Consider the following 17,498-nt stretch of genomic DNA (forward strand, 5'->3'; position numbering starts at 1 on the left):
CTCAGGCCGCCTTCCGTTCCATGACGATGCTGCCGGCACCGTCGATGTGCGCATCGAAGCTGTTGGAGATGAAGGTCGAGGTCTCGTCCTCGGCGATCACGGCGGGGCCGGCGATGACGGCGCCCGGCGCCATCTGCTCGCGGCGATACAGCGGGATCTCGACGAAGTGCCCGGCGCGGCCGTCGAAGAATTTGCGATGGCCGGCGGCTGGCCCTGCGGGCTTGCGCGTCACCTCGGCAACCGCCGTGGGATTGCGCGGCTCGGTCGTGACCAGCATCGACCAGCTCAGCACCTCGATCGCGGCGCCCGGGATGGCGCGCTCGAACAATGCGGCGTAGCCGGCCTCGAAGGTCGCGCGCAGCGTGGTGAGATCGTCCACGGTCAGCGGACGGTTCGGTAGCTCGACCGTGATCTCGTGACCCTGGCCGACATAGCGCATGAAGGCGACGCGGCGTTCGCGCAATGGCGCTCCGGATGCGCCGTGCTCGACCAGCGCGCGGGCCTCGTCCGCCATCTCCTGCAGCAGGCCGGAGACGAGGGCCGTATCGAAGCCGTCGAGCCGGGCATGGCGGCTGCGCACCAGCTCATAGGCGATGGGAGCGGCGAGGAAGCCGACCGCCGAGCCGACGCCGGCGTTGGATGGCACGATCACCCTGGTGACGCCGATCTTCTCGGCGACGCGGGCGGCATGTAGCGGCGCAGCACCGCCGAACGCGATCAGCGTGTGATGGCCGATCACCGCGCCACGCTCGACGGCGTGGACGCGGGCCGCGCTCGCCATGTTCTCGCACACCACCTCGTGCACGGCGTAGGCGGCGGTCTCCGCGTTGAGGCCGAGCGGCGCGCCGACGTCGCGGAGCAGGGCCTGTTTCGACAGCTCGGGATCGAGCCTGATGGTGCCGCCGGCGAATGCGTCGGGATCGATCATGCCGAGCGCGACGTCGGAATCGGTCACGGCCGGACGCTGGCCGCCGCGGCCGTAGCAGGCAGGTCCCGGCTCGGAGGAGGCGCTCTCGGGGCCCACGGTGACCCGCTTCATCGCATCGATGCGCGCGATCGAGCCGCCGCCGGCGCCGATCTCGACCATCTCGATGACGGGAATGCGCACCGGCAGGCCGGAGCCTTTGAGGAAGCGCGCGGCGCGATCGACCTCGAACACGCGCGAGCTCTCCGGCTCGAAATTCTCGATCAGGCAGATCTTGGCAGTGGTGCCGCCCATGTCGAACGACAGCACCTTGCGCTCGCCGAGCGTAGCTGCGATCTGGCCGGCGAAGATCGCGCCGCCCGCAGGACCGGATTCCACGAGGCGCACCGGGAAGCGCCGCGCGGTCGCGATCGAGGTGACGCCGCCGCCCGACGTGACGAGATAGATCGCGCCGCGGAACTGCTCGACTTGCAGCGCCTGCTCCATGCGGGCGAGATAGCTGTCCATCAGCGGCTGCACATAGGCGTTGGCGACCGCGGTCGACGTCCGCTCGTATTCCCGGATTTCGGGACAGACGGCAGAAGACAGCGTGATCGAGACGCCCGGCATCTCCTCGGCCAGGATCTCGCCGGCACGGCGCTCGTGCGCGGGATTGGCGTAGGCGTGCAGGAAGGCGATGGCGACGCTGGTGACATCGAGCGCGCGCAACTGCGGCGCCAATGCGCGCACTGCCGCTTCATCGAGCGGCAGCCTGACATCTCCATGAGCATCGACGCGCTCCGGCACCGTGAACCGAAGGCTGCGCGGCACCAGCGGCTTGGGCTTGTCGATCGAGAGGTCGTACTGGTCGTAGCGGCTCTCAGTTCCAATATCCAGAACATCGCGGAAGCCTTCAGTGGCGATCAGCGCCGTCTTGGCGCCGCGGCGTTCGATGATGGCGTTGGTCGCGAGCGTGGTGCCGTGAATGAAGACGTCGATGTCGGAGATTCGCGCACGCGCATCGGCGAGAATGAGGCGGGTGCCGTCCAGCACGGCCTGCTCCGGCTGCGTCGGCGTCGTCAGCAGCTTGCGTGTTCGGCGCTTACAGCCGATGTCGAGAACGATATCGGTGAACGTGCCTCCGATATCGACGGCCAGCCGGACTTCGGCTCCTTCAAGCATTCGATGGTCTCCGCAAGCGACGAATTGATGTGCGAGTTCAGCAATTCCTATGCCATTGCGCCAGCGGAGATGCAGCTTGCTGCTCTGCGTTTGGTGCGGTGCGGATTTGAGGTCGCGGTGCGATGGGCGCGCAACCTTGCTGATCGTGGGGCGGTTGTTTGCTAGCAGCATTGAATACGACGCCGCGTTCAGTGCTGCTCACATGCTCCGCTGTCGTCCCGGCGAAAGCCGGCACCCATAACCCCAGGGAGCGGTTTGGGGCAGGCCGATCGTTTGACACCCTCCACATCATATCCGCCGCGGAGTATGGGTCCCGGATCGGCGCCGCGTCGCGCTGACGCGCGCCGTGGCTTGTCCGGGACGACAGCGGAGATCGGAGCGCGTGGGGAGCATCTCGAAGACGTGCGTTCGCATTCCCGCGGCATGAGCAGCCCGAGTTCTGCGGCCTGTTTACCCTCTGCAAAACGAGAGGGTGCAGGGAATGCCGGGTGAAGGCCTCACCCATGGCCCGCCTGCGAAAAAAAATGCAGGCGGCAGGTACCACAGGCAAAGCCGATCAACCGGCATTCCCTGCGCGATGTCTTCACGCTTATACGCAGTCTCCCTGGTGCGCCGAGCGTGTTGGCCACCATGATCCGCGCGGCGCCTCGAGCGCCGTCGCGAACGTAACACCAGCATCGGGGTGTCAGGACGCTGCGACTTCGCGTCCGCAATCATGCCGGTCGTCTGCGCCGAAGGCGCGTCCGGCATGACTGCGGCCACCGCATCCCGCACCCGACGTTCGTGCCGACGCGTACGTCCCTCTGCATGGGGCAGGACGACGCGGATCATACATGGTTTACGAGAAAACGAAAGTGAAAAATTTCGGTCTTTTCGAAGTAGATGAGACGGCGGCGCTCAGACGTGATCGCTTTCTCCGACTCGGCGAAGCTCGGCCTTCGGATCCGGTCTCTGCAGGGCCGCATACACGGCGCCCAGCACGACGCTGTACGCCTCGACCATCGCCAGCGAAAACAGCGCCGGGCCGGCGCCCAGCCCGAGCGACGTTGCGAACGGTCCAAGGCCGATGGCGGGAAACAAACCGATTCCGAGCAACACCCAGCCGGCGACCCCGAGCAGGAAGCCTTTGGCGACGCCGCTGCCGCCGGGCAGGCGGTGGAAGAAGCGGCCGAACAGCAGGCCGATCAGGAAGGCTCCGTTGAGCTGCGACAGCAACCATAGCGGCGCCCCATCGTGCATCGCTCGGGCGAACAGGGGCGAGAGCGTGTCGAGAAGCGCCGAGGCGGGATCGAACTGCGGCAATAGGTGAAGCCGGCTCTTGAGCTCCATCAGGCCGATATGCGCCAGCGTCCCGCAGCCCGATGCGACCGCCGACGTCCATATCCAGCGATAGCTGCGGATCGTTGTCATCTCCTCTATTCGCCATGGCTCGTCCGTGGCTCGTTGATCTCGCTCAAGCATGCGATCTCGCCGCTCGCTTAGTTTGCGCAAACTCATTGGTACGACGTCAAGGAGTTCTGCTATGCGATTAGATCCACGCGCGCTGGTCTTCGCGGCCGCAATCGTCACCGTCACCGCCGCACCGGGCTTTGCCCAGCCGGGCGCGGGCGGGCCAGGGTGGGGCCCGGGCATGATGATGGGGCCCGGGATGATGGGCGGCCGGGGCTTCGGCTTCCTCTGCAATCCCCGCATGGCCGGATTTGCCGAATGGCGGATGTCGCAGATCGAGGCCGCCATCAAGCCGAACGACGCGCAGCGGGCGCGGCTCGATGATCTCAAAGCGGCATCGGCCAAGGCGGCGGAGCTGATCACGAAGGACTGCCCGGCGACGCCGCCGGTCAAGGCGACCGACCGCCTCGCATTGGCGGAGCAGCGCCTCGACACGATGCAGCAGGCGATCAAGATCGTCCGGCCGGCGTTTCAGGCGCTCTACGACTCGCTCGATGACAAGCAGAAGGCGGCCATGGACGCCAGCGGTCCGCGCAACTGGGGCTGGCGTCACTGGCATTGGCCGTGGAGCGACGAGTAGCCGAGATCTGGCGCAGCGGTGGCCATGCGTCTCGCATCTTCCGGGCCGCGCGGCCGTCGACCATCGGTATCGCCCGGCCCGGCTGGGCGCACTGAGCAGGACAGGATTTGACCGTTCACGGCCCTCGTGTTCCGGCGCGGCATGGCGTAAAGCAGCCGGATCGAAACGAGGTTTCCGGTCACTTGTCCTTTCCCACGACGAATCCGCCGCTCGCCCGCGCTCTGGCCGAGCGCAATTATGAGACTCCGACGCCCGTACAGCTCGCCGTGCTTGCGCATGACGCCGTCGACCGTGACCTCCTGGTTTCGGCGCAGACCGGCTCGGGCAAGACCGTGGCCTATGGGCTGGCGCTCGCGAACAACCTGCTGGGCGAGGCCGAGCGGTTCGAGCGGGCCACCGCGCCGCTGGCGCTGATCGTGGCGCCGACGCGCGAGCTTGCCTTGCAGGTCCAGCGCGAGCTCGCATGGCTTTATCAGCACGCGGGCGCGCGCGTCGTCTCCTGCGTCGGCGGCATGGATCCGCGCCGCGAGCAGCGCGAGCTGGAGGCCGGGGCCCATATCGTCGTCGGCACGCCCGGGCGGCTGTGCGATCATCTGCGGCGCGGGCGTCTCGATATCTCGGAACTGAAGGCCGTGGTGCTCGACGAGGCCGACGAGATGCTCAATCTCGGCTTTCGCGAGGACCTCGAGTTCATCCTCGAGACCACGCCGGAAACGCGCCGGACGCTGCTGTTCTCGGCGACTTTCCCGCGCGGCATCGTCGCGCTGGCCAAACAGTATCAGGACGACGCCTTCCGGATCGAGGTCGAGGGCGACGAAGGCGGGCATGCCGACATCGAGTACCGCGCCATCCGCATCGCCGCCGACGATGTCGAGCACGCGGTCGTCAACGTGCTGCGCTTCTACGAGTCGCCGAGCGCGATCGTGTTCTGCAACACCCGCGAGAAGGTGCGCCATCTGCAGGCGGCGCTGCTGGAGCGCGGCTTTTCCGTCGTCGCGCTGTCGGGTGAGCTGACCCAGAACGAGCGGACCACGGCGCTGCAGTCGCTGCGCGACGGGCGCGCGCGGGTGTGCGTGGCAACCGACGTCGCAGCACGCGGCATCGATCTCGCGAAGCTCGACCTCGTCGTCCACGCCGAGCTGCCGAATGATCCCGAGGTGATGCAGCATCGCTCGGGTCGCACCGGCCGCGCCGGCCGCAAGGGCGTCAGCGTGCTGCTGGTGCCGCCGGCCCGCCGACGGCGGGCGGAAACGCTGCTGAACCTCGCCGGCATCGAGGCCGCGTGGGGCGCGGCGCCGCAGGCGGACGAGATCCGCAAGCTCGATCAGGAGCGCATGCTCCACGACCAGGTGTTCACCGAGGAGACGACGGCGGAGGATCTGGCGCTCGCGCAGGCGCTGCTGGCGGAGCGGTCGGCCGAGGACATCGCCGCCGCATTGGCGCGGCTCTATCGCGCGCGGCTGCCGTCGCCCGAGGACATTCTCGATCCGGGCCAGGATCGTGGCCGTGCGCGCGAGGATCGCGGTCGCGACACCGCCAGGCCGGCGCGCGGCGAGGAGCGGCCATCGGCGCCCCGAACGAAGACAGGAAAGCCGTCGGCGCGCCACGGCATGGGCGAGCCGAGCGTCTGGTTCCGGGCGGCGATCGGACGCAGGAAGAATGCGGAAGCGCGCTGGCTGCTGCCGATGATCTGCCGCCGCGGCGGCATCGACAAGCACGACATCGGCGCCATCAAGATCCAGGACACGACGACCGAGTTCGAGATCGCCGCGCGCGTCGCCGACGCTTTCACTGCGAACATCCGTCGTCCCGACAAGGAGGACAATATCCGGATCGAGCCGCTGGCGGGCGCGCCCTCGGGGCCGGCGTCGCCGGACAGGCCGCGCGCCGAAAAGCGGCCGCCGCGGCGCGAGGCGGACGAGACGGCCTACCATCCGCTGCAGCGCGATGAGCCGCGTGGGGGCAGGGACGCCAAGCCGCGCGCCAAGCCGCATCGCGAGGGGCCGGCGAAACCCGGCCAACAGCCGGCGTTCGCGAACAAAAAGCAGCATCGCGACAAGTCCAGCCACGGCGGACAGACGTATTCAGACAGACCCTCGCGGTCGAAGGCGCCGGGTGGAAAGAAGGCCAAGGCCAAACGCCGCGGCTGATTGGCCCGGCCCAGGCGGGGGCTGCCGTCGCTCCGCGTTATCGGCAGCTGAGCCACCAGGGAGGAGCCGCGCATGAGCCGGTACGCCGTTCTGTATTTCGCGACGCTGGCCGTGCTGCTCGGCTTCGACATCCCGTTCCTGAGCATCGTCGCCAGGGGCTTCTTCCAGTCGCAGGTCGGCGAGATGCTGGGCGAGATCCATCCCGTGCCGGCGGTGCTGTTCTATCTGCTCTATGTCGTGGGCGTGCTGATCTTCGTCAGCGGGACGGCCGACGCGACATGGCGCTCGACCTTGCTCTACGGCGCGCTGTTCGGGCTGTTCTGCTACGCGACCTTCGAGCTGACGTCGCTGGCGATGCTCAAGCAGTGGACCTGGGCGGTGGTGGCGGTCGACATCAGCTGGGGCGTGTTCGTGACTGCGGTGTCGGCGACGCTCGGCCTGCTGATCGCGGACTGGGTCACGCCGCGGGGCTGAAGTGGCGTCGGCCCGAAGCGCTCAGAGTTCGAGCCCAGTCTATCGAGATCCCGGGTCCGCCTCTGCGAGGCGTCCCGGGATGACGTCGTTAAACGTCGTTTGCCGCCGTCACTTCGGCTGCGGCACCACGCGCAGATAGGGCTTGGGCGCCTTCCAGCCGTTCGGATAGATCGTCTTGGCCTCGTCGTCGGACACCGAGCCGGCGATGATGACGTCCTCACCCTGCTTCCAGTCGGCGGGGGTGGCGACGCGGTGCTTTGACGTGAGCTGCAGCGAGTCGATGACGCGCAGTATTTCCTGGAAGTTGCGCCCGGTGGTCATCGGGTAGACCAGGATCAGCTTGATCTTCTTGTCGGGCCCGATGATGAAGACGTTGCGGACGGTCTGATTGTCGGCCGCGGTGCGCTTGGACGGATCACCGGAGATCGCCGCCGGCAGCATGTCGTAGAGCTTGGAGACGTTGTAGTCGGTGTCGCCGATCATCGGATAGTTCGGCGCCGCGCCCTGCGTCTCGCGGATGTCCTCCGACCATTTGGCGTGGTTGTCCACCGGGTCGACCGACAGGCCCATCAGCTTGACACCGCGCTTGTCGAACTCCGGCTTCAGCCGCGCCAGCGCGCCGAGCTCGGTGGTGCACACCGGGGTGAAATCCTTCGGATGCGAGAACAAGAGGGCCCAGCTGTCGCCGATCCAGTCGTGGAATTTGATCTTGCCTTCGGTGGTGTCTGCCTCGAAGTCCGGGGCAGTGGAGCCGATCTGGAGAGCCATGGTAGTCCCTTTCAGTACAGGTGGCGGGAATAAATCTTCTAAACACTATAGGAAATGCCGCCGCGGAAGGGAACTGGCTGACGGAAAAGAGAAGATAATTGCTCCAAAGCTCACGCGGCCAACAACTTCTTTTGAGTTTCCGGGCTGCGGCGAAACATCCATGAGACGACCGGTTGCCCAGATTTCGCCATCTGTTGGTCGCAACACGCCGCCCCCTGACGCCCCTTGGCTTTGAACCGTGATCGAGGTCACTGCGGCAAATCGGCAACCGATACAAAAACCCACAGCACCGTTTCGAACCGTTAACCACTCGTTCAGACGCGGGCCGACAAGGTGGGTCAACACAGCAACTGAGAAGAGAACATGGCTACCTCTGCACCAAAAACCATCGGCATCGATGGTCTCGAACCGTCCTCCTGTGAGACCGCTGCTTTCGCGCTCGGCATCGTGCGCGACGGCGTGATCACCGGCGAGGGTCCGACCACCGCGGGACGCGTGCATTTCTCCCGCGTGCTCGATGCCGATGACGCCGCCTGGTGCGCGCGCATTCTGAGCGCTGCCGCGATCAACGACGTGCCCGTTAGTCGCGCCGAGGCCGAAGCGCTGTTCGCGATCGATGCTGCCGCGACCGAGCGCAAGGACGATGGCCGGTTCGAGGATCTGCTCGCCAAGGCGGTGGCGCATCATGCCGCCGCCGCCTCCGGCCTGCCGGTGCCGCCGCGCAGCGTGGCGCTGTCGCCGGAGACGGCGATCGAGAGCTGGGCTCCGGTCAATGCGCGGGGCCTCCGCACCGATGCGCTGGAATGGGTCGCCAAGCAGATGCGCGGCAAGCGCCAGGGCAACCGCGCGCTGATGGCGATGGTCGCCACGCTGGTCGGCGTCACCGTGCTGCCGCTGGCGCAACTGCCGTCGATGATCGACATCGGCATGTAAGCGCGTCGCGTTCATCCAACGGCGCGAGCTCGACGAGCGCGATGATCTCATCGCGCTCTTTTCTTTTTGACCGGCGGCGATCGCATGACGGCTCTTGATGGCGCCGCCCGGCCGGTGAATCAATCGGCGAAGCGACATGCGGGAACGGTCTCCCCGGGTATCGCTGCGCTCACCCGGGCTACGGCACCACGTCTAGTCGAAACAGAAATGCCCCACTTTCGTGGAGCACTCTGCTGATCGCGTAGAGGCGGCGGACTGACTACTTTGCCGCCGCCGTCTTCTTCGGCGCCTCGTCGTCGAGTCCCACGGTGCGGCCGGGGAAGCCGGCGGCGTCGAAATAGCGCTGGGTGCCGACGCGCTGCAGCTTCAGCACGGTGCGCAGGCCGCCGGCGGCCGGGTCCGACTTGGTGACGTCCGACGTCGCCTTCGGCGTGGTGCCGTTCGGCATCGCCTCGGTCATGATGCGGCCGATCAGTCTGCCCTTCGGAGCGACCTTGAGGTCGAGCAGCTTCGCCGCGGTGATGCCGACATCGGCATTGCTGACGGGCAGGGGATCGACGAAGCCCGCCTTGAAGTCGGGTCCGATGGCCGCCATGAAGCTGTAGGTGTCGCCGCGGCCGAACGAGCCGTGCATGCCCTGGCCCTGGCGCAGCACGGTGTCGGCGACCTCGACCTGGCAGTTGCTCGGCTGATCGCAGCCCGGCGCGACATAGGAGCGGAAGTTGACCACGATCGCCGGATGCGGCGTCACCGCCTTGCCCTGCAGGTTGATCCGCGACAGCGGCAGCGTGCCGGGAATCTCGCCAAGCTTGTCGTCGACGAAGATGCCGGAGACGTAGTCCTGCGCCAGCAGCGCCTTGACGGTGCGGCGGGCGAGCTTCCTGTCGTTGTTGGGCAGATAGATCAGGTCGGAGCCGCCATTGGTGGCGACGACGAGATCGGGCTTGGTTGGATCCTTGCCGAGCACGCCGTTGCCGGCCTTCGGGTGCTTGCCGTCGGGCACCGCCGCGTTCTTGTCGTTCGGATCGAACAGCGGCAGGTCGAGCGCCTTGGCGAGGTCGATCGCCAGGAAGCCCATCGGCAGGAAGTCCTTCGGCGTGTCGTCGTAGCTGACCTTGGCCGATGGGCTGGTCTTGCTCTCCTTGGAGATGGTCGAGAAGCCGTGGTCGGCCTGGACCATGATGTTGGTCGAGGCGGCAAGCCCGAGATCGTCGAGCGCCTTGCGCAACGCCGCCAGATTGTCGTCTGCATTCCTGATGCCGGCCATCGACGTCGGGCCATTGATGCCCGGCGTGATGGTGTTGAGGCTGTCGCCGTGATTGTGCTGGCTGCCGTCCGGGTCGCGCGACCAGAACACCAGAACGAACGGCTTGTTGCGGGCCTTGAACATCGGCAGCACCGCCTTGGTGGCGACGTCGACCATGTAGGCCTGCTGCGCGACGTTGGCCGAGGTCGTGCCCGGCGTCTTGGCGTCGCCCGCCTTTCCGTTGTCGCCGCGCGACGGCGTCGCCAGCGGCAGGCCGGCCTTGGTCATGGCGTCCTTGACCTCGTCGGTGACAGGCACGCCGTTCTTGTTGCCCGTGGAATCGTCGATCACGATCGAGGAGGTCGCGCCGGGCTTGCAAGGGCAGCCGGTGTGGTCGAACAGGTAGGTCGGGCCGACTTTGCCGATCGCGGCGGTCGAATAGCCGGCCTTGCGGGCGAGCTTCAGGATGGTGTCCTCGTTGAGGTAGTCGCCGTTGAAATGCTCGTCGATATCGCCGAGCACGGCGTCGTTCTCGATGAAGGGCACGACGGTGCCGCCGGCCGGCGCCGAGGTATAGCCCGTGAAGATCGTGTTCGAGAACGTGCCGGTGTCGCCGAGATAGTGGCCGGTCGCCATGGCCGAGCCGTTGGCCATCGTGAAGGTCGGAAACAGCGAGTGCGAATTCTTGAAGTTGACGCCCTTGTCGCGGACGGCGGCCATGGCCGGGGCGGTCTCCGGCGTCACCTTGAGCGCACGCAGGCCGTCGGGAATGAACAGGATGAGGTTATGGGGGGTGGCGTTCTGCGCAAATGCGGCTCCGGACGACAGCAAGGTCAGTCCGGCGCACAGCAGCACGAGCGGGCGGCGCATTGAAAACTCCTGAAGGCAATCGGCGGAATCGCGGCGTCTCGCCGCAGGGAAGAGCTGTAGTTTTGCCGGGTGACAGTTTTGTTACAAGAGGCTCGGAGGCCGCCGACAGCGCTCCGGGCAGGATTTTCTTGCGGCGGGCTCGTCGGTGGCAGGAACTAGGGTATGGCTTTCTGGTTGTCGGCTCACAATCAACAGGAGCACACCATGCCTGCCGACAAAGACCTCAACGAGCTCTTCCTCGATACCCTCAAGGACATCTACTACGCCGAGAAGCAGATCCTGAAGACGCTGCCGAAAATGGCCAAGGCGGCGCAGTCGGAGAAGCTGGCGGCGGCGTTCGAGAAGCACCAGGAGGAGACCGAAGGCCAGATCGAGCGGCTCGAGCAGATCTTCGAGCTGATCGGCAAGCCCGCCCGTGGCAAGAAGTGCGATGCGATCGAGGGCATCATCGACGAGGGCAAGGAGATCATGGACGAGTACAAGGGGACGCAGGCGCTCGACGCCGGTCTGTTGGCCGCTGCCCAAGCGGTGGAGCACTATGAGATGTCACGCTACGGTACCCTGAAGGCCTGGGCGCTCAAGCTCAACCTGCCGAAGGCCGCCAAGCTGCTCGACCAGACGCTGAACGAAGAGCGGAAGACCGACGAGACGCTGACCAAGATCGCTGAGACTGCGGTCAACTACGAAGCCGCGGCATGACCATCGGCCGATCGTGATCACAACGCCGCCAGCGTGCCACCAGCGCTGGCGGCGGCGTCACGAGTCGCACCTTCGGAGCCTGGTTGGAGCCTGCCAAGGCGCCGACCTCGATATTCTCCCGCCGGTTGCGCATCTCCTTGCGTTCGGAGGAGGCAGGTGGGCTGCAAGTCAGCCGCTGCCTATCGGATGGTCCCGATCCCGGCCAGGATGAGGTCGATGCCGGCAAGAAATTGCTCGCGGTCGTCGTGCTCGCGCAGCTCCGTCGCCACCCGATGCACGAACGGATACTCCGCGGGATCGAGCTGTGTCCACCGTGCGGCGACCGATCGGAGGAACGCCGCGCGGTCCGTCTCGCGCGGGAGGAGGCGGGCGTTCGCGGCATTCTGCCCGGCCACGCCAAGGATGTAGTTCAAGAGCGCGGACGCGGAATCGAACAGGGCGCTTTCGGGGACACCGAGCGTCTGGAGCCGTCCGCCGACGCTTTCGACGATCTGCAGCATCGCGGACCGCCACGGTTCACGGAAAAGCTGGGCACCCACCCAGGGGTGGGCGTCGATGGCGTCGAACACCCCGAGGGCAACGGCACGGATCGCCTGTCGCGGCTCTGCATCGCCCACGACGCCGGTCATGACACGGGCAATGACGTCATCGGTGGCCGCTGCGAGCAGATCGCTCTTGTTGGCGACGTGCCAATAAATCGCCCCGCTGCCGGTCGCCAGGCGAGCTGCGAGCGCGCGGAAGGTCAGAGCGCTTTCGCCCTCGGTGTCGAGGATCTTGATCGCGGCCTCGACGATTCTCTCCTTCGAGAGCGCATCCGCGCGCCGTTCCGTCCGTTGTGTTCTGCTCGCCATGACCATCATCTTGACATGATTGGAACGTTGTTCCAATCAACTTTCATGGAACGACGTTCCAGTCAATTTGAAAGGCAGATGATGACGACACCCGTCACGATCGTCGGCGCGGGCCTCGGCGGCCTTACGCTCGCACGCGTCCTCCATGTCCACGGTATCCCGGCTACGATCTATGAGGCGGAGCCATCTGCCGAGACCCGGGCGCAAGGCGGCCAGCTCGATATTCACGAGCACGACGGGCAACGTGCCCTCGCAGACGCCGGCCTCATCGATGCGTTCCGTGAGATCATCCATGAGGGCGGCGCGGCGTCGCGCGTGCTTGACCGGCATGGCACGGTGCTGCTCGCGCAGCCCGATGACGGCCGACGCCCCGAGGTGCTGCGGGGTGATCTGCGGCGGATTCTTCTCGAGTCCCTGCCAGCTGAGACGATCCAGTGGGGCAAGAAGCTGACCGGCGTCGTGCGCCTCGGCGACCACAGGCACGAGCTGAGATTCGCGGACGGGGCGAGCGTGGTCACGAGCCTGCTGGTCGGCGCCGACGGCGCCTGGTCGAAGGTCCGGCCCCTGCTGTCGGCCGCCAAGCCAGAATATGTCGGCACGACGTTCGTTGAGACCTACCTGCATGACGCCGACGAGCGGCACACCGCGGCGGCCGAAGCAGTCGGCGGCGGCGCATTGTTCGCGCTCGCTCCGGGACAGGGGATCTGCGCGCACCGTGAGGCAGGACAGGTTCTTCACGCCTACGTCGCGCTGAACCGCTCCGCCGAGTGGATCGCCGGCATCGACTTCATGGACGCTGCCGCCGCGACGGCGCGAATTGCGGCCGAGTTCGACGGATGGGCGCCTGCGCTCACCGCGCTGATCACCGACGGCGAAACCCCGCCGGTCCCGCGCATGATCCACACGCTTCCGAACGACCATCGGTGGGACCGTGTGCCTGGGGTGACGCTTCTCGGTGATGCCGCGCACCTGGCGCCGCCGGCCGGCGAGGGCGCGAACCTGGCGATGTTCGACGGCGCCGAGCTCGGCAAGGCGATCGCTGCCCACCCCGGCGACATCGAAGCGGCACTCGCCATCTACGAAGCAGCGCTATTCCCGCGCAGCTCGTCGGCGGCCGCAGGCGCGCATCAAATCCTCAAGCTCTGCCTCGGCGACAGCGCACCATTCGGGCTCGTCGACTTCTTCAACGGTGCCCTGGAGAGGTAGGGCGGGCTCCCGCCTTCGTCACCGTGCCCACCGCCATCACATCGATGTCAGATCGCTGCGGCCAGCGCCGCGATCAGCGCTGGCGGCGTTGCTACGAGTCCGATCTTGAGAAACTGCCAGGCGGACACCTCGATTTTTTCGCGCCGCAGGGCGGTCAGCCACAGGATGGTGGCGAGCGAGCCGGTCACCGAGATGTTGGGGCCGAGATCGACGCCGATCAGAATTGCACGGATGACCTCATGCGACAGGTGATCGCTGGCCGCCACCGAGCCGGCGACCAGTCCGACGGGAAGATTGTTGGCGATGTTGTCGGCGATCGCCGTGATCAGGCCCGCGGCCCAGGCGGCGCCAGCCGGTGAGCCGGTAACGCCCTGGTGCAGCCAGGCGCTGAGCTGGCCGATCGCGCCGGCCCGGTTCAGGCCTTCGACCATCACGAACAGGCCGCCGGCCAGCGGCAGCACGCCCCAGGACACGCCTTTGATCGTGGGCCATGGCGACTGCCGGCTGATCAGCAGGATCGCGGCCGCCGTGACCACGCCACAGACGAAGGTCGGCAAGCCCAGTTGCACGTCGAGCGCCGAGGCGGTCAGCAGCACGGCGGCAATCGCCATGATTCCGACCGCGGCGAGCCGGCCCTCGCGGCTCAGATGCGGCTTGTCGACATCGGTCCGCAGCGTTTCCTCACGAAGCGCGCGGCGCTGGGTCAGCCACAGCGCGACATAGGTCAGGGCGATCGCGGCCATCGAGGGCAAAGTGAACTGGCGCAGCCATTCGGTGAGATGCGGCATGCGTTCACCGAACACGACCAGATTGGCCGGATTGGAGATCGGCAGCACGAAGCTCGCGGCATTGGCGATGAAGGCGCAGACGTAGAGATAGGGCAGCGGCGAAGCGCCGGCGGCGCGCGTGGCAGCATAGACGGCCGGCGTCAGCACGATCGCGGTGGCATCGTTGGAGAGCACCACGGTGACCAGAGTGCCGACCGCATAGACCAACAGGAACAGGAGTTGCGGCGAGCCGCGCGCATGCTCCACGGCATACGCCGCGAGATAGTCGAACAAGCCCTCGCGGCGGGCCAGCTCGGCAATCAGCATCATGCCGATCAGGAACAGATAGACGTCGACGCCCTTGCGGATGCCGGTGAGCGCATCAGCGACAGGCAGCAGGCCGAGCGCGACCAACAGGATCGCGCCGGCGACGGCCCACACGGCCTCGGGCAGCCGAAACGGGCGGATGATGACGCCGGCGGTGGCGGGAATGATGATGGCGTAAGCGAGCCAGGTATCTTGCAGGGACATGATCAGGGATCGATAGAGCAAATCATTCGGCGGGGATAGCGGGCGAGGACGCCGCATCCGGATGCGCGGCCTCCGTTCCACCGGTCTCGGGAAGCAGCCGCCAGCATACGATCACGGCGAGCGCGGCGGCCGCGCCGAGGGCCAGGAATGCGGCGATGTAGCCGCCATGGACGACGACCGGGCCTGCTAGCGCGGTCGACAGCGCCGCGCCAATGCTCTGCGCTGTAATCACGGCGCCCTGAGTAATGTTGAAGCGGCCGGTGCCGCGCATCAGGTCCGCGACGATCACCGGCATGATCGCGCCGAAGATGCCGGCGCCGGGGCGCGCGAAGCGCGCACTACCTACTCAGCGCGGCAGCGGCGCCTTCTCGGCCATCGCCTTGCGCAGGATGCGCGACAGCGACTCCACCGAATAGGGCTTCTTGATCAGCTCGAAGCCGTGATGGGCGTTCTCCGCGAGCACGTGGCTGTAGCCGGATGTCAGCACCACCGGCAGGCCGGGATAGCGGTCGCGGATGATGCCGGCGAGCTCCAGGCCGTTGATGCCGGGCATGATGACGTCGGAGAACACGAGGTCGACCGCGAATTCGTCGTTCGCCAGGATTGCCAGTGCATCGGCGGCATTGGCGACGCGGCGCGTCACATAGCCGAGGTCCTCGAGCAGCTCGGTCGAGAACTGCCCCACCTCGTCATTGTCCTCGACCACGAGCACGCGGTAGCCGCGCCCGATGGTCGCCGGCTCGATGCGCGCGGAGCCGGCTTCCGTGCCGGATTGCGGTGCCGTGGCCTGCGGCAGGTAGATCGTGAAGGTCGCGCCGTGGCCGATGCGGCTGTCGACCGCGATGTCGCCTTCGGACTGCTTGGCGAAGCCGAATGCCTGGCTGAGGCCGAGGCCCGTGCCCTTGCCGACCTCCTTGGTGGTGAAGAAGGGTTCGAAGATCGCGTTGAGGTGTTGAGGCGCGATGCCGCCCCCAGTGTCGGCGACCGAGATCGCGATGAAGGCACCGGGCCGGGGGCCCTGGCCACGCAAGGCCGGGATGCTCTCGGTCCGCTGCACGCCGATTTTCAGATGTCCTTCACCGTTCATGGCGTCGCGCGCATTGACGGCGAGGTTGATCAGCGCAGTCTGGAATTGCGCGACGTCGGCGAGGGTGAACAGTCCGCTGTTCGTGACCGCGAGCTCGATCTGGATGCGGCCGCCGACGAGAGGACGGATCAGCTGCACGACATTCTCGACCTGCTCGCCAACATTGAACACCTGCGGCGTCAAGGGTTGCCGCCGCGCGAAGGCCAGAAGTTGCGCGGTCAGCTTCGAGGCGCGCTCCACCGTCTCGGAGATCGCGTCGACATAGCGCCGGCGCCGCTCCTCGGGGAGATCGCGGCGGCGCAGGAAGTCGGTGGCCGAGCGGATGATGGTGAGCAGGTTGTTGAAATCGTGCGCGACGCCGCCGGTGAGCTGGCCGATCGCCTCCATCTTCTGCGACTGCCGCAACAGCTCCTCGCCCTGGATGCGCTCGGTGACGTCGACCGCCTCGGCGACCGCGCCGGTGACCACGTCATGCTGGTCGAACAGAGGCCGCATCGAAAGCTCGAAATGTCGCTGGCCGCTGGCGAAATCGAGCCGCATCTCGGTCCGAAAGCTCTCGCCGGAGAGAACGCGGGCGAACGCCTTGCGCAGCATCTCGGTCACGCCCGGCGTATGGGTGAACCAGGGCGCATCCCAGAGCGGCTGGCCGATGACGTTCACTTCACCGGCGCGCATGCCGGCGACCGCGATGCGGTTGGCATGCAGCACGCGGCCCTCGACGTCGAGGATGGCCTGATACTGATTGCTGGTGTCGAAGATCGCGCGCATGCGCGCTTCATTGGCCTCGAGTTGGGCGGTGCGCTCCTTGATCCGCTCTTCGAGGGTCTCGTTGATGCGGCGCAGCTCGATCTCGGCCTGCTTGGCGGCCGTGACGTCGTGAGCGACGCCGATGAATCCGACATGTTTGCCGTTCGCGTCCCAGCGCGGCTGCGATTCCGAGCGCAGCCAGCGCCATTCGCCGTCGGCGCGGCGGTAGCGCGCCTCGAGGAAGAACGGCTTCAGCGAGCGCTCTCCCGATTGCTGCTGCTCCAGGATGCGCGGAAGATCCTCGGGATGCAGCACCTTGCGCCAGTCGAAGGCCAGCGTCTCGTCATGGGGCAGGCCGAGGAAATCGACATAGGCGCGATTGACGAAGGAGCGGGTGCGGTCGAGCTTCGTCACCCAGATCGGCACCGGGGCGCTGTCGGCGATCAGCCGGAAGCGCTCCTCGCTCTCGCGCAGCTTGGCCTGCGCCAGCATCTGGTCGGTGACATCGATATGCGCGCCGACCAGGCGGATGGCGCGGCCGTTCCAGTCGCGCTCGATGCGGGCGATGACGCGGACCCACCGGATCTCGCCATCGCTGGGACGGATGATGCGGTATTCGGTGGTGTAGTCCTCCTGCTTGCTCTTGACCGCGGCGATGAAGTCCTGCTCGGCCTTGACGCGGTCGTCGGGATGGACGCGCCTGACCCAGTCTTCGTGAGTCTCGTGAACGGCTTCCGGCGGCAGGCCGTGAATGATCAGGTATTCGGGGGAGCGGCGGTTGCGGTAGCCTTCGCGCAGGTCGACCTCGACGCCGCCGACCCGGGCGATCCGCTGGATGCGCGCGAGCTCCGCCTCGCGTTCCTGCAGCGCGCGATAGGCCTCATCGCGATCGCGCGCGATCTCCTCGATATGCTGGCGCAGCGCGTCGGCGGCAGCCTCCGGCCTCACTTCGTCTCTGGGCGCGTCCGCGCTGTTCATGCTGACCTGCACTGATGTGGCGAGCAGTCGCCCGAGAATTCCATCGCGGGTGTTCGGAAGCTTGGCGACATTGAGA

Annotated in this window: 13 protein-coding genes and 1 pseudogene; 6 read left to right on the top strand and 8 right to left on the bottom strand. The window is 66.8% G+C overall.

From position 1 onward, the window contains the following. Position 1: 1 nt before the first annotated feature. Positions 2-2,086 carry a hydantoinase/oxoprolinase family protein gene (locus QX126_RS11160; protein WP_315780935.1) on the bottom strand — a complete coding sequence of 695 codons (2,085 nt, stop codon included), beginning with the start codon at positions 2,084-2,086 and terminating at the stop codon, positions 2-4. Positions 2,087-2,983: 897 nt separating this feature from the next. Then, entirely contained in the window at positions 2,984-3,496 is a 513-nt protein-coding gene (locus QX126_RS11165; protein WP_315780936.1) for a DUF6789 family protein, read from the bottom strand. Between the two features lie 112 nt (positions 3,497-3,608). Here QX126_RS11165 and QX126_RS11170 point away from each other — a divergent pair, with 112 nt between their 5' ends. The 3 genes from QX126_RS11170 (at position 3,609) to QX126_RS11180 (ending at position 6,739) form a co-directional block, all read left to right on the top strand. Beyond that, entirely contained in the window at positions 3,609-4,115 is a 507-nt protein-coding gene (locus tag QX126_RS11170) for a Spy/CpxP family protein refolding chaperone (protein ID WP_315737670.1), read from the top strand. A gap of 182 nt (positions 4,116-4,297) precedes the next feature. Continuing rightward, positions 4,298-6,265 carry a DEAD/DEAH box helicase gene (locus tag QX126_RS11175; RefSeq protein ID WP_315780938.1) on the top strand — a complete coding sequence of 656 codons (1,968 nt, stop codon included), beginning with the start codon at positions 4,298-4,300 and terminating at the stop codon, positions 6,263-6,265. Between the two features lie 72 nt (positions 6,266-6,337). After that, a complete protein-coding gene (locus QX126_RS11180; RefSeq protein WP_315780940.1) occupies positions 6,338-6,739 on the top strand; it encodes a DUF2177 family protein in 402 nt (133 codons plus the stop codon). 108 nt (positions 6,740-6,847) lie between these two features. Here the strand turns inward: QX126_RS11180 and QX126_RS11185 are convergent, their stop codons facing one another. Next, complete coding sequence (locus QX126_RS11185) at positions 6,848-7,507, bottom strand: peroxiredoxin (RefSeq protein ID WP_315737673.1); 660 nt, start codon at positions 7,505-7,507, stop codon at positions 6,848-6,850. A gap of 363 nt (positions 7,508-7,870) precedes the next feature. Here QX126_RS11185 and QX126_RS11190 point away from each other — a divergent pair, with 363 nt between their 5' ends. After that, positions 7,871-8,440, top strand: coding sequence for a hypothetical protein (locus QX126_RS11190; RefSeq protein ID WP_315737674.1), 570 nt, complete (start codon positions 7,871-7,873; stop codon positions 8,438-8,440). 259 nt (positions 8,441-8,699) lie between these two features. Here the strand turns inward: QX126_RS11190 and QX126_RS11195 are convergent, their stop codons facing one another. Further along, entirely contained in the window at positions 8,700-10,556 is a 1,857-nt protein-coding gene (locus tag QX126_RS11195) for an alkaline phosphatase family protein (protein ID WP_315780941.1), read from the bottom strand. Positions 10,557-10,760: 204 nt separating this feature from the next. Here QX126_RS11195 and QX126_RS11200 point away from each other — a divergent pair, with 204 nt between their 5' ends. Continuing rightward, positions 10,761-11,255 (top strand): ferritin-like domain-containing protein, encoded by a 495-nt coding sequence (locus QX126_RS11200; RefSeq protein ID WP_315776574.1) that lies wholly within the window; start codon positions 10,761-10,763, stop codon positions 11,253-11,255. Positions 11,256-11,434: 179 nt separating this feature from the next. On the opposite strand, the gene QX126_RS11205 is transcribed toward QX126_RS11200, so the two are convergent. Next, on the bottom strand, positions 11,435-12,142 hold the full coding sequence (locus QX126_RS11205; protein WP_315780942.1) for a TetR/AcrR family transcriptional regulator: 708 nt from the start codon (positions 12,140-12,142) through the stop codon (positions 11,435-11,437). 45 nt (positions 12,143-12,187) lie between these two features. On the opposite strand from QX126_RS11205, the gene QX126_RS11210 reads away from it, so the two are divergent. Further along, complete coding sequence (locus QX126_RS11210) at positions 12,188-13,312, top strand: NAD(P)/FAD-dependent oxidoreductase (protein WP_315737738.1); 1,125 nt, start codon at positions 12,188-12,190, stop codon at positions 13,310-13,312. 47 nt (positions 13,313-13,359) lie between these two features. On the opposite strand, the gene QX126_RS11215 is transcribed toward QX126_RS11210, so the two are convergent. The 3 genes and pseudogenes from QX126_RS11215 to QX126_RS11225 form a co-directional block, all read right to left on the bottom strand. After that, on the bottom strand, positions 13,360-14,610 hold the full coding sequence (locus QX126_RS11215; RefSeq protein WP_315780944.1) for an arsenic transporter: 1,251 nt from the start codon (positions 14,608-14,610) through the stop codon (positions 13,360-13,362). 22 nt (positions 14,611-14,632) lie between these two features. After that, positions 14,633-14,929 (bottom strand): annotated as a pseudogene (locus tag QX126_RS11220) (MFS transporter); the annotation flags it as partial. A gap of 27 nt (positions 14,930-14,956) precedes the next feature. Beyond that, the gene (locus tag QX126_RS11225) at positions 14,957-17,422 is read right to left on the bottom strand and encodes a PAS domain-containing protein (RefSeq protein WP_315780946.1); all 2,466 of its coding nucleotides are present in this window, start codon (positions 17,420-17,422) and stop codon (positions 14,957-14,959) included. Between the last annotated feature and the right edge of the window lie 76 nt (positions 17,423-17,498).

It is taken from the genome of Bradyrhizobium sp. SZCCHNPS1003 (genome assembly GCF_032381555.1).
Classification (GTDB): Bacteria; Pseudomonadota; Alphaproteobacteria; order Rhizobiales; family Xanthobacteraceae; genus Bradyrhizobium.

Coding starts and splice junctions, on each gene's coding strand:
- QX126_RS11210 (WP_315737738.1), top strand. CDS start 12,188: ATGACGACACCCGTCACGATCGTCGGCGCGGGCCTCGGCGGCCTTACG.
- QX126_RS11200 (WP_315776574.1), top strand. CDS start 10,761: ATGCCTGCCGACAAAGACCTCAACGAGCTCTTCCTCGATACCCTCAAG.
- QX126_RS11190 (WP_315737674.1), top strand. CDS start 7,871: ATGGCTACCTCTGCACCAAAAACCATCGGCATCGATGGTCTCGAACCG.
- QX126_RS11215 (WP_315780944.1), bottom strand. CDS start 14,610: ATGTCCCTGCAAGATACCTGGCTCGCTTACGCCATCATCATTCCCGCC.
- QX126_RS11180 (WP_315780940.1), top strand. CDS start 6,338: ATGAGCCGGTACGCCGTTCTGTATTTCGCGACGCTGGCCGTGCTGCTC.
- QX126_RS11160 (WP_315780935.1), bottom strand. CDS start 2,086: ATGCTTGAAGGAGCCGAAGTCCGGCTGGCCGTCGATATCGGAGGCACG.
- QX126_RS11185 (WP_315737673.1), bottom strand. CDS start 7,507: ATGGCTCTCCAGATCGGCTCCACTGCCCCGGACTTCGAGGCAGACACC.
- QX126_RS11165 (WP_315780936.1), bottom strand. CDS start 3,496: ATGACAACGATCCGCAGCTATCGCTGGATATGGACGTCGGCGGTCGCA.
- QX126_RS11195 (WP_315780941.1), bottom strand. CDS start 10,556: ATGCGCCGCCCGCTCGTGCTGCTGTGCGCCGGACTGACCTTGCTGTCG.
- QX126_RS11170 (WP_315737670.1), top strand. CDS start 3,609: ATGCGATTAGATCCACGCGCGCTGGTCTTCGCGGCCGCAATCGTCACC.
- QX126_RS11225 (WP_315780946.1), bottom strand. CDS start 17,422: ATGAACAGCGCGGACGCGCCCAGAGACGAAGTGAGGCCGGAGGCTGCC.